11 protein-coding genes, 1 tRNA gene and 1 pseudogene are annotated in these 12027 nt (G+C 51.5%); 9 read left to right on the top strand and 4 right to left on the bottom strand.

Going from position 1 to position 12027, the window contains the following annotated elements:
* Nucleotides 1-109: 109 nt before the first annotated feature.
* The gene (locus SCARR_RS01345) at nucleotides 110-625 is read right to left on the bottom strand and encodes a hypothetical protein (protein WP_136059736.1); all 516 of its coding nucleotides are present in this window, start codon (nucleotides 623-625) and stop codon (nucleotides 110-112) included.
* A 104-nt stretch (nucleotides 626-729) separates the two neighbouring features.
* Nucleotides 730-1158: a hypothetical protein gene (locus SCARR_RS01350; RefSeq protein WP_136059737.1), complete on the bottom strand. Its 429-nt coding sequence runs from the start codon at nucleotides 1156-1158 to the stop codon at nucleotides 730-732.
* A 221-nt stretch (nucleotides 1159-1379) separates the two neighbouring features.
* Between SCARR_RS01350 and SCARR_RS29205 the strand changes: the two are divergent.
* Nucleotides 1380-1767, top strand: a pseudogene (locus tag SCARR_RS29205) (tyrosine-type recombinase/integrase); the annotation flags it as partial.
* Nucleotides 1768-1909: 142 nt separating this feature from the next.
* Here SCARR_RS29205 and SCARR_RS01360 read toward each other — a convergent pair.
* Nucleotides 1910-1997 (bottom strand) — tRNA-Ser (locus tag SCARR_RS01360).
* Nucleotides 1997-2428 carry a GIY-YIG nuclease family protein gene (locus tag SCARR_RS29210; protein ID WP_342803669.1) on the bottom strand — a complete coding sequence of 144 codons (432 nt, stop codon included), beginning with the start codon at nucleotides 2426-2428 and terminating at the stop codon, nucleotides 1997-1999. The genes SCARR_RS01360 and SCARR_RS29210 overlap by 1 nt, the downstream gene beginning before the upstream one ends.
* Nucleotides 2429-2542: 114 nt before the next feature.
* On the opposite strand from SCARR_RS29210, the gene SCARR_RS01370 reads away from it, so the two are divergent.
* The 8 genes from SCARR_RS01370 to rfbB all read left to right on the top strand — a co-directional run bounded on the left by SCARR_RS01370 (nucleotide 2543) and on the right by rfbB (nucleotide 11949).
* A complete protein-coding gene (locus SCARR_RS01370) occupies nucleotides 2543-3040 on the top strand; it encodes a GbsR/MarR family transcriptional regulator (protein WP_136059739.1) in 498 nt (165 codons plus the stop codon).
* Nucleotides 3041-3042: 2 nt separating this feature from the next.
* Nucleotides 3043-3594 carry a transcription termination/antitermination protein NusG gene (gene nusG, locus SCARR_RS01375; protein WP_136059740.1) on the top strand — a complete coding sequence of 184 codons (552 nt, stop codon included), beginning with the start codon at nucleotides 3043-3045 and terminating at the stop codon, nucleotides 3592-3594.
* Nucleotides 3595-3751: 157 nt separating this feature from the next.
* Nucleotides 3752-5590 (top strand): glutamine--fructose-6-phosphate transaminase (isomerizing), encoded by a 1839-nt coding sequence (gene glmS / locus SCARR_RS01380; RefSeq protein WP_136059741.1) that lies wholly within the window; start codon nucleotides 3752-3754, stop codon nucleotides 5588-5590.
* Between the two features lie 5 nt (nucleotides 5591-5595).
* Nucleotides 5596-6447, top strand: coding sequence for a 3'(2'),5'-bisphosphate nucleotidase CysQ (gene cysQ / locus SCARR_RS01385; RefSeq protein ID WP_136059742.1), 852 nt, complete (start codon nucleotides 5596-5598; stop codon nucleotides 6445-6447).
* Nucleotides 6448-6533: 86 nt separating this feature from the next.
* Nucleotides 6534-7436 (top strand): sulfate adenylyltransferase subunit CysD, encoded by a 903-nt coding sequence (cysD, locus tag SCARR_RS01390; RefSeq protein ID WP_136059743.1) that lies wholly within the window; start codon nucleotides 6534-6536, stop codon nucleotides 7434-7436.
* 1 nt (nucleotide 7437) lies between these two features.
* Nucleotides 7438-9477, top strand: a complete 2040-nt coding sequence (gene cysN, locus SCARR_RS01395; protein WP_136059744.1) for a sulfate adenylyltransferase subunit CysN — start codon at nucleotides 7438-7440, stop codon at nucleotides 9475-9477.
* Between the two features lie 43 nt (nucleotides 9478-9520).
* Nucleotides 9521-10396, top strand: a complete 876-nt coding sequence (gene rfbD / locus SCARR_RS01400; RefSeq protein ID WP_136059745.1) for a dTDP-4-dehydrorhamnose reductase — start codon at nucleotides 9521-9523, stop codon at nucleotides 10394-10396.
* Between the two features lie 473 nt (nucleotides 10397-10869).
* Complete coding sequence (rfbB, locus tag SCARR_RS01405) at nucleotides 10870-11949, top strand: dTDP-glucose 4,6-dehydratase (protein WP_136059746.1); 1080 nt, start codon at nucleotides 10870-10872, stop codon at nucleotides 11947-11949.
* The last annotated feature ends 78 nt before the right edge of the window (nucleotides 11950-12027 follow it).

Genomic DNA, 12027 nt, shown 5'->3' on the forward strand with positions numbered 1-12027 from the left:
ATTTATTCATTTTTTATCTAGTTACCCAACGTTACGGGTGACCTGCCGTGCCTTGTGCTTTGCCTGACTCAACGGGCGTTTTCACGGTAAGGTCAACCCGCTGGTTCGATTATTTTTTTGAATCTGGATTTTCTTCTATCCTAAATACGAATCCTTCAAATCTCGGATTCTGCTGTAACTTTTCGATGTATTCTCTGGCATCTGATTGAGTCTCGAACCAATGGGCTTTTTTGTGTTTTACAGGAATGTTGTTTCCTCCCAAAACACAACCATCGCGTTCAAATAGAATTCTCAAACTCGGTTGTCTGACTAATCTTTCTTCAGGAATTTTCAGTATGGAAATGTAATAGTTTTGTGGAGTTAAGATACTACCTTTGACTCCAATTGTTGAACCACACTCAACAATCTCAAATTCATATTCATTTCTGTTCTTTGCTTTTGGTTTAAATCGTTTGATTCGTTCCAACGCTTCTTGTTCTGAGGCAAATGCACATTCATTTCCAATCGAACACAACTTTCCTTTTTTGCCCAAGTATACTTGCCCTTTAAGGGTGGAGGTTATTCCGTTCAAACCTTTGGGATGTTGAACGACATGGATAGCGTAATAGGTTTCGGTTTTTTTCAAAACGATGTCCTTATTTTTATCTGAACGTTAAGCGTGACCCTGAGTGCCCTGTGCTTCAACTTTATCAACGGGCGTTTTCACGATAGGGTCCATGCTCTGGTTGGCTAATTATTTAAATTTGTTAGTGCAAATGCCAATAAAAACAGAACTCCAAACATGAAGCTGATAAAGAGAGTGAGTATGCAAAAGAGCTTGGCTACAACAGGTTTTTTCAATGATGAAGGATAGTCATGTAGTGATGATAAACCATTTAGCCTTTCGATATCAGCGGGATTGTCTTTGAGGTAAGACTGAACACTCATTTTCACCCTCAAATCAATTAATTTGTTGGCGACGAATGAAAAAACAACAAGCGATAGAAAAATCCATGAGGTCGCTAGAGTCCAAAGGTGTGTTGTTGCATCAGATACTAATCCACTTTTAAAAGTGATAGATAAGGCTAGTGCACCGGTGGATAATTTAAAGACGGTCTGGAGTGCTTCTTCCATTTTATCACTCACGGTCACATTTTGATATTCAGGTTTATTGTCCATAGAGTTTCTTATATGTAGCCAACATAATTATTAGTGGTACGTACCATTTTTCTGCCAATAGCTTACTTCTTATATGTATTTTAGCAAGGATTATTACAATTGCGTTGTATTTGCTGTGGTTTTTGTCCTTTTTTATACCTAATTAGCCTACTTCGTGGTACGGTACGACCAAGTAGGAGGTTTTGTTATGATGGTCGAAAATTACCTGCATTAACGATGCGGACCGCAAGAAGAACCTCCCCGGCGTTGCGCTCCCCGGTGCCTTAGAACGAAAATATCCGAATGCCGGCACGGAGTGGAAATGGTTCTGGGTCTTCCCTGATGATCATCTCTCCAGAGATCCTCGCTCCGGCATAGTTCGCAGACACCATAAATACCCCAGAAGTTACCAGCGCTCGATTAAAACAGGCTTCATTGTTAGCAAGCATCACAAAGCGGGTTACTTCCCACACATTGAGGCATTCCTTTGCAACGCACCTATTGGAATCAGGAACCGACCTCAGAACAATTCAGGAACTACTAGGCCACTCCGACATCAAAACCACCATGATCTACACGCATGTAGCGAATAAAAACAAACTTGGAGTGAAGAGTCCTCTGGATGGGTAAGTAACAGCACTTCAAACTACACTCCACGACACCCAAAAACATGCCCGACACGGTCGGACTTATTGTAAGCCTCATTGTAAGAAGGGCAAAAAAAGAGGGCGCTAATATTTTCAATTAGCGCCCCACAAACTACTTGTAAAAATGGCGGAGAGAGAGGGATTCGAACCCCCGGAAGCTTGCGCCTCTCCGGTTTTCAAGACCGGTACCTTAAACCACTCAGACATCTCTCCTAAATTTGCTCTTTGAGCCAACGGCGTCCCCAGCCTGACTTGAGATGCCGCTCTTTCTTTTCTGCGGTGTTCCTATCGGAATGCTCCTCCAGAAAAACCCTTTTCCATGGCCGATAAGCCTTAGTAGACCTCACCCGGCCTGCATTGTGCGACTTTAATCGCTCATCAGGTTCAGCGCTGCTACCCACATAAAGGCGGTCGTGTTCAGTGCTATGAAGTACGTATACATAATACATTTCATCAGTGTTCCGGTTTTTCGCGTGACCAGCCTTAGGGCTGGAACGCGACCACGTTTTCCGCTTTGCGGAATCACGTGGCAAGACCGGTACCTTAAACCACTCAGACATCTCTCCGTGTGTGGAAGGGGCGGAATGTATAAATTCGAACGGCTTTTCTGCAAGTTCATTCTGTTGAAAACATTCAAAGCGCATAAAGACGGAAGGTGAAGGGAGCCAGTTTCATGTTGGAAGCTGAATAAACCGCTTTCTGATTTAGACCATAATTAAGTTGTGGCCGGTTGGTTTGTTCAGTATAAGTTGAACATCATGAATCAAGGGATGGAAAACGGCCCAGTTTTGAGTGAGTTAGAGCGCGAGGTTGTCGCGCTTTTCGTTCGAATGGCGGATGTGCTTAATTTGCCCCGTTCGGTGGGCGAAATCTATGGCATTCTCTTTATTTCGAAGGAGCCGCTTTGTCTCGACGACTGTCGCATCCGTTTAAATATCAGCAAGGGGTCGACCAGCCAGGGATTGAAGATTTTACGAACTTTTGGAGCAATCCGGACGGTTTACATTCAGGGAGACCGCAAGGATTATTATACGGCGGAAACTTCGCTGCGGAAAATTGCTTCCGGGTTTGCGAGCGAGCAGATTCAACCGCATGTCGCCAGCGCAGAGGATCGGATTGAGCGGATACGGGAGCTGCTGGCTGAAGAAACCGGTGATGACCGGGAGCTGTTGGATGAAAAAATTGAACTTTTAGGGAATTGGCAGAAGAAGGCGGGAAAAACGCTTCCCTTGGTTCTTAAGTTGATTGGCAGCTAGCAATGATCGCAACGGAACAATTTCCAAGAGGCGAGCAGTGGTATTGCGTGCGCACGAAGCCCAAGAAAGAGCGGATGGCCGCATCCAATTTGGCATCGCAGTTCGGGCTGGATGTTTTTTGTCCGCAAATCCGTTTCCGGCGCAAGACCGCCCGTGGGCCGGTTTGGTTCCAAGAGGCGATGTTTCCGGGCTATATATTTGTGCGGTTCGATCTGTACGAGATGAAGCGTGCGGTTTCCTATGCGCCGGGGGTGATGAATATTCCGGTTTTCAACGGCCGGATAGTGCCGATTCCGGACTCCGTTGTTGAGTCGCTCCAAAAGGATCTCAACGAAGAGAGCGTGGTGGATGCGGGCGTTCCGCTGGAAGTGGGCGAGGAAACTACAATTTTAGAAGGTTCGATGCGCGGTTTGACGGTGAAAGTCGTCAAGGTGATGCCGGCCGAGGACCGCGTTAGTGTTTTGCTGGAAATGCTGGGAACGCTGGTGGAAGCGGAGTTCCCGACCGATGCGCTGGAGCATCGGATCAAACACCGGTTGGCGTCGGAAGAATAGTTCCGCACGCCGAATATCCAATGCTTGGATATTTTGTACAATTTGAGGATGCAGGGAAGGTTTCAGCCTTAGGGGCTGAACGACCGAGGGCGGCAGCGTACCGGATGGGATTGCATTCCATCCGGACTATCTAAATTGGAAATTAGGAATTCTCATTATGTGTGGAATCGTAGGTTATTTTGGGAAACGCAATGCATCAGAAATTTTGGTGGATGGTTTGCGCCGGATGGAATACCGGGGCTATGACTCGGCGGGGATTGCCTGCCTGTATGACGGCGAAATCGGCGTAGTCAAGTGTCCCGGAAAAATCAAGGGGCTGCGCGAAAAGGTAGATGCATCCGGCTTGGGTGTTTTAGCGGCGTCGACGCTGGGGATCGGCCACACGCGCTGGGCGACGCACGGCCCGCCCAATGAGATCAACGCGCACCCGCATATGGATGCGTCCGGGCATTTTGTGATGGTGCACAACGGGATCATCGAAAACTACAAGGAAATCCGCAAGGGACTTTCGCAACAAGGCATCGAGTGCATATCCGACACCGATTCCGAAGCGCTCATCCAGCTGATCGCCTACTGCTACAAGGACAATCTGGAAAAGGCCGTTAGCGAGGCGCTTAAAAAGGTGAAGGGCACCTACGGCATTGTGGTGCTGACCGACCACGAGCCGGACAAGCTGGTGACCGCGCGCTGCGGCAGTCCGATTGTGCTGGGGCTGGGCAAGGATGAAACCCTGGTGGCCAGCGATGCCGCCGCGATTATTCCGCACACCCGCGATGCGGTCTATTTGGAAGACTTCGATATGGCGGTGATCACCGCCGACGGCGTAACCATGTTTGACCTGCAGCACGCTCCGGTTAACCGCGAAACAACCACGATGGACTGGGACGAGGGCGCTGCCGAAAAGGGCGACTACAAACATTTCATGTTGAAGGAAATGTTCGAGCAGCCCGACGCCATCCGAAACGCCATCCGCGGACGCCTCGACTTTGATATGGGCACCGCCGTGTTATCCGGCCTTGAGTTTTCGCCGCGCGATTCGGCCCTGATCAGCCGCGTTTTGGTGGTCGGCTGCGGCACGTCGATGCACGCCGGCATGGTGGGAGAATATGCCTTTGAAGAAATGGCAGGCATTCCTGCCGAAGTGGAGCAGGCGGCCGAGTTCCGCTACCGCAACCCCATCATCACGCCGCACGACCTAGTTGTGGCAATCAGCCAGTCGGGCGAAACGGCCGACACGTTGGCGGCTGTGCGCGAAGCGAAGCACAAGGGCGCGACGGTGGCCGGCATCTGCAACGTGGTAGGCTCGACGATTGCCCGCGAAACCGGGCGCGGCGTTTATTTGCACGCCGGCCCGGAAATCGGCGTGGCCTCGACCAAGGCGTTCACCTGCCAGGTGTCGGTTATGTTGATGATGGCGCTGAAGATTGCGCGCACCCGCCGCATGCCGCGGCACGAAGGCGAAGAGATGTGCCGCTGGATCGAGCGCCTGCCGGAGCTGGTTGAAAAGGTGCTGGAGCAGAACGATGCCATCAAGGCTGTGGCGGAGAAATATGCTAAGTGTGAAAACGCCTTTTTCATCGGGCGCGGCTACCTCTTCCCCGTTGCGCTCGAGGGCGCGCTCAAACTGAAGGAAATCAGCTATGTGCATGCCGAAGGCTACCACGCCGCCGAACTCAAGCACGGGCCGATTGCGCTCCTGCAGGAGAACACGCCGGTCGTGGCGCTGTTGAACGACATTCCCGGCAAGGACAAGACGCTGGGCAACGCCGAGGAATGCAAGGCTCGCAACGCGCCGGTGATTGCCGTGGTCAGCGAGGGCGATGAAGAAATTGCTGATGAATTTAATGATGTGATTGTGATTCCAAACTGCCCGCCGAGCATCACGCCAATTCCGACCGTCGTGGCGTTGCAGCTGCTGTCGTACCACATTGCCGCGGCGCGCGGATGCGAAATCGATCAGCCGCGTAATCTCGCAAAATCTGTAACCGTGGAGTAATGAATATGATTGAAATTGCAGTTAAAGCCGCCATCGAGGCGGGCGAAGCGATTCTGGAAATTTATGCCCAGGATTTTGAAGTGGAGTACAAGGCCGATGAGTCGCCGCTGACTTCGGCCGACAAGGCCGCGCACAATATTATCGTAAAAGCGCTGGAAACCACGCCGTACCCGGTTCTCTCGGAGGAGAGTGCGGAAATCGGCTATAGCGAGCGCAAGGGGTGGACAACCTACTGGCTGGTCGATCCGCTCGACGGCACCAAGGAATTCATTAAAAAGAACGGCGAATTTACGGTGAACATTGCGCTGATTAAAGACGGTGTTCCATTGATGGGGGTTGTTTACGTTCCTGTCGAGGAAACCATTTATTGCGGGCAGTCGGATGTGGAATGTGGGATGTCGGCATGGAAATCGATGGAGTGTGTTGGAAAGACCTATAATGAGCTTTTGAAGTCAGCGGTTGCACTTTCCACTTCCAACTATTCACTTTCTACAAAGCAGCGCACTTTGCGCGTTGTAGCCTCCAAATCGCACTGCAACGATGAGACCCGTCAGTTTATCGCTGAGCTGGAAGAAAAATTTGGTTCGGCGGAGCTGGTTTCTCGCGGAAGTTCGCTGAAGCTTTGCATGGTGGCCGAGGGCAGTGCGGACATCTATCCGCGCATTGCTCCAACCATGGAATGGGACACCGCAGCCGCCCATGCGGTGGTGACCGCGGCGGGAGGCCGGGTGTTTTCATATGCCAGCGATGTGGCTGCATCCAGCTACACAGCAGTTAATTCTGATTTAAAGGACTTGCCTTACAACAAGGAAAATCTGCTAAACACCTATTTTGTGGTAAGCGGATTGCATGAATAAATGGTGTAATAATCATAGACAAATATCTAAAGAGGTTATAGGAATACTCGCCTTTAGGAAACGAAGATGCAGTTGGGAGAGAAAGTATGAGCGGTTACAACTTATCGCATTTGAAGCAGCTGGAAGCGGAAAGCATCCACATCATCCGGGAAGTGGCGGCGGAGTTCGACAATCCCGTGATGCTCTATTCGATCGGCAAAGATTCAGGGGTGATGTTGCACCTGGCGCATAAAGCGTTTGCTCCGGGCAAGATTCCTTTTCCGCTGATGCACATCGATACGCAGTGGAAGTTTAAGGAAATGTACAAATTCCGCACGTTGATGGCTGAAAAGTATCAGGTCGATTTGAAGGTCTGGATCAATCCGGAGGGGAAAGACAAGTCGAACCCGTTTCTGCACGGGTCAGAAAAGCATACGCAGATCATGAAAACCGATGGCCTCAAGCAGGCGCTTGAGCACTATAAGTTTGACGCGGCTTTTGGTGGCGCGCGTCGCGACGAGGAAAAGAGCCGCGCCAAAGAGCGCGTCTACAGCTTTCGCAACGAATTCCACCAGTGGGATCCAAAAAACCAGCGGCCTGAACTTTGGAACCTCTATAACGCGAAGATCAATAAAGGCGAGTCGATCCGGGTCTTCCCGCTCTCGAACTGGACGGAGCTGGATATTTGGCTCTACCTGCTGCGCGAAGACATTCCGATTGTACCGCTGTATTATGCGGCCGAACGCCCCGTGGTTGAACGCGACGGAACGCTGATCATGATCGACGATGACCGCATGCCGCTGAAGAATGGCGAAACGCCGATGCTGAAAAAAGTGCGTTTCCGCACGCTCGGCTGCTACCCGCTGACGGGTGCAGTGGAATCCGAGGCTGAGACGGTGGAGGAAATCGTGCAGGAAATGCTGCTCACGACCACTTCCGAACGTCAGGGCCGCGTGATCGACGGCGACAATTCCTCGATGGAAGACAAGAAAAAAGACGGGTATTTCTAAAATGAGCGACTCTACTTATAAAATTCAAGAAGAAGGCCTGATCCGGTCGGATATTACGGAATATCTCAGCCGGCACGAGCACAAGGACCTCCTGCGCTTTCTGACCTGCGGCTCGGTGGATGACGGCAAGTCGACGCTGATCGGCCGGCTGTTGTATGACAGCCACATGATCTACGAGGACCAGCTCGAAAAGATTACGAAGGATTCGAAGGTCTACGGTACGACTGACGAGGATTTTGATCCGGCGCTGCTGACCGACGGCCTGAAGGCCGAACGCGAGCAGGGGATTACGATTGACGTGGCCTACCGCTACTTCTCGACCGACAAGCGCAAGTTCATTATTGCTGACTGCCCTGGCCATGAACAATACACGCGGAACATGGCCACCGGCGCCTCCAACTGCAACCTGGCCGTGATTCTGATCGACGCGCGCTACGGCGTGATTACCCAAACCAAGCGACACAGTTTCATCTGCTCGTTGCTGGGCATCAAGCACGTCATCGTGGCCGTCAACAAGATGGACTTGGTGGATTGGTCAGAAGAAAAGTACGAGCAGATCCGCGACGACTACAACGATTTCGTTGCCCGACTCAACTTTTCCGATATTCACTTTATTCCGATATCTGCGCTCAAGGGCGACAACGTGGTGGCGCAAAGCAAAAACCTCGATTGGTATGACGGTCCGACTTTCCTTCACCATCTTGAGGGCGTGAATATTTCATCCGACCGGAACCTGATTGATATGCGCCTGCCGGTGCAGTATGTGCTGCGCCCGAACTTGGACTTCCGCGGGTTCAGCGGAACGATGGCCTCGGGTGTTTTACGGGTGGGCGACGAGGTGGCCAGCCTGCCTTCGCGCCAGCAGTCGAAGATCAAGGCGATCTACGGTCCGGATGGTGCAATTGATGAAGCCATCGCAACGCAGGCGATCACCGTGACGCTCGAGGATGAAATCGACGTATCGCGCGGCAACATGCTTGTTCCCGTGAATAACATTCCGCACATTGGAAATGAATTTGAAGCCATGGTGGTTTGGATGCACGAAGGTGCGGCGAATCCGGGCAAGAGCTATTTGATCAAGCACACTTCCAGCATGATCCCTGGCGTGCTTACTGATATCCGCTACAAGGTGGACGTAAACACCATGAAGCGCGAGAAGGGTTGTGGTGGTGTGGAAAGTGGAAGGTTGGAAGTAGAACAAGACAGTCTACATCCTACCTCACACAAAGGCGAAGGCGACACACATTCAGGCAAAGCAGAGCTTTGCCTGAATGAGATCGGACGCTGCCACATTACGCTGCACCGGCCTATTGCATTCGATTCGTATGAACGCAACCGGTTGACCGGCGCATTCATCATTGTTGACCGTGTGTCCAACGCAACGCTGGGCGCGGGTATGATTGTCGATCGCATCGTTTCCAAGTCCGGGCATAAGAAATCGCCGGTGAGCCAGAATATTGTCAAAAGCGATAGTTTGGTCAGTGTCGAAGACCGCCAGAAACTGCTCGGTCAAACGGGGGCCACCATTTGGCTGACCGGACTGAGCGGGTCGGGGAAATCAACGGTTGCACAGCAGCTGGAAAAGGAACTCACGGACCAAGGGCAGCTTTGCTATATCCTCGATGGCGACAATGTGCGCCACGGCCTGAACCGCGACCTTGGATTCTCGATGGAAGATCGCAAGGAAAACATTCGCCGCATCGCCGAAGTTGCGGCGCTGATGAATGAGGCAGGCGTGATTGTGATCACTTCATTCATATCGCCCTATATTTCCGACCGTGCTTCGGCCCGAGAGGTGATCGGCGATGAATCGTTCATTGAAGTATTTGTCGATACGCCGCTTGAAGTGTGCGAACAGCGCGATCCGAAGGGGCTGTACAAAAAGGCGCGTGCTGGCGAAATCCAGCAGTTTACCGGCATCAGCGATCCGTATGAAGCGCCGCAAGACGCCGAGATTACGGTTTCAACCGAAGACCTTTCGCCCGAGGCGGCATCCAAAATGATTATCGGCGACCTGAAGGGTCGGGGCTTCATCGGTTAGGAAAAAGGCTTTTTTGGATTACCCCCTTCTGTAGCATCGAACGATGCAAAAGATACTTATCACAGGATCGAAGGGGCAGCTCGGAACCGACTGCCTCGATGTTTTCAAAGATGCTCCCGTTTTATTGGGGGTTGATCTGCCGGAGGTGGATCTGTCCGACCGCTTCCCGTGTTTGGAAACGCTGGACCGGCTTCAGCCGGAGCTCATTGTTAATTGCGCCGCCTACACGGCGGTGGATGCCTGCGAAACAGATGCAAACTGCTGGAAGGCAAATGCGGATCTGCCCGGGCACTTGGCTGAATGGACAGAGGCGAACAACGCTTTTTTGGTTCATGTCTCCACCGACTATGTTTTTCCCGGAGACAAGCCGCTGTTCGACGGCACGGTTGAAACAGACGAGCCGAACCCGATTTCTGAATATGGAAAATCGAAGCTGGCCGGCGAGCGGGCGATTGCGCAACGCACCAAGCGGTTTGCCATCCTGCGCACGGCCTGGCTCTATGGCGCCCACGGGAATAATTTCCTGAAGACGATGCTGCGCCTCACGCTCCAAAATCCGGGCAAGCAATTCAAGGTGGTGGCCGATCAATACGGCTCGCCCACGTGGTCGTATACCTTGGCGCAGCAGATTCAAGCGGTGGCAGAAAAGCAGGCGACTGGAATTTTCCACGCTTCTTCAGAGGGGCATTGCTCTTGGTTTGATTTGGCGTGCGCCTTCTTGGATGAGCTGGCGGTTGAGCATAACTTTGTGTCTTGCACGAGTGATGAGTTTTCAACTCCAACCAAACGCCCGGCTAACTCGATTCTTGAAAACGCGCACGCCAAGGAACTGGACATGAATGTATTCAGGGATTGGAAAGACGAACTTAAATTATTTGTTCAGCAGAATGCAGGTGCGATCTTAAAAGAGTATTCCTAGTGCTTTGTCCTTAGTGCCTTGTTTTTCAATTCCACGGTGAAAAGATGAAGATTGAAAAGTTTGAAGATATCGAAGGCTGGAAAAAAGGGAGGGAGCTTGCATCGGTTGTATACGGATTCTCGCGCCGGCCGGATTTTTTACCACATGAATAGGGAGTGAATAACGACCCATTCACCAGAGGCACTGAGTTTGTTAAGGTTCTTTTTCTCCGAGCCTCCATGCCTCTAGCGAAGCGGGTGGTGAAATACCAGTCACTTAATTCGTGACTATGTTACTAGAGACTAAGAACAAGAGACTAAGGAGGAGCTTGCAAAACCTCTGGCTTTGCTGTTCCGGTTACTGGTTGTCAGTTATTCGCTATCAGGCAAAACCCATTCGTCTGCAGTGTGTAACACCGATAACTAATAACAATTAACTGATAACTGCCGCTCAAAACCGGGAGGTTTTGCAAGTGGCTCTAAGGACTAGTTATTATGAAAAAAGTGATCGTTACAGGCGGTGCAGGATTCATTGGATCAGCGGTTTGCCGGCATTTGGTGAAGGATAAAGAATGTTCTGTACTGAATCTCGACAAGCTGACCTATGCCGGCGTCCCGGAGTCGCTGAAAGAGATCGAAGACAGTCCGCTGTACCGTTTTGAAAAGGCCGATGTTTGCGACAAAGCCGCGGTGGCCTCGATATTTGCAGACTATCAGCCGGATGCCGTGATGCACCTTGCCGCGGAGTCGCACGTGGACCGTTCGATCGACGGCCCGTCCGCGTTTATTGAAACCAATATTGTCGGCACCTACAACATGCTGGAGTGCGCCCGCGAATATTGGCAATCGTTGCCTGAAAAAACATCAAACTCCAAACTCCAAACCCCAAACCGCTCAGAATTCCGCTTCCATCATATTTCCACCGATGAAGTCTACGGCTCGCTGGGCGCCGAGGGGTTGTTCGAAGAAACCACATCCTACGATCCGCGCTCGCCGTATTCGGCCAGCAAGGCTTCGAGCGACCACTTGGTGAAGGCTTGGTTCCACACCTACGGCCTGCCGGTCGTGATCACCAACTGCTCGAACAACTATGGGCCTTATCATTTTCCGGAAAAGCTGATCCCTCTGGTGATCCTGAATGCGCTTGATGAAAAGCCGCTACCCATTTATGGGAAAGGCGATCAGATCCGCGACTGGCTGTATGTGGAAGATCATGCGCGCGCTTTAGTGACCGTGGTGGAGAGCGGCAAGCTCGGCGAGACCTACAATGTGGGCGGTCGCAATGAGCGCACCAACCTAGAAGTGGTGGAAACGATTTGCGTCATTCTCGACGAGCTCCGTCCGCGTGGCGAAGGATCCTACAAGGATCTCATCACTTATGTAGCGGACCGTCCCGGGCACGATATGCGCTATGCCATCGATGCCACGAAGCTTGAAACCGAACTCGGTTGGAAGGCGCTGGAAAATTTTGATACCGGCATCCGCCGGACGATTCAGTGGTACCTCGACAACGATTGGTGGTGGCGCCCGATCCGCGAAGACCGCTATTCCGGTGAGCGTTTAGGGACTAAATGATCAAGAAAACCGCTAGGGTTGGGCAGGTACTTCAACAGGATGACTTTCGTAGGAAAGACATGTTGTGCATGAGTCCCG

The organism is Pontiella sulfatireligans (assembly GCF_900890705.1).
GTDB classification, from domain to species: domain Bacteria; phylum Verrucomicrobiota; class Kiritimatiellia; order Kiritimatiellales; family Pontiellaceae; genus Pontiella; species Pontiella sulfatireligans.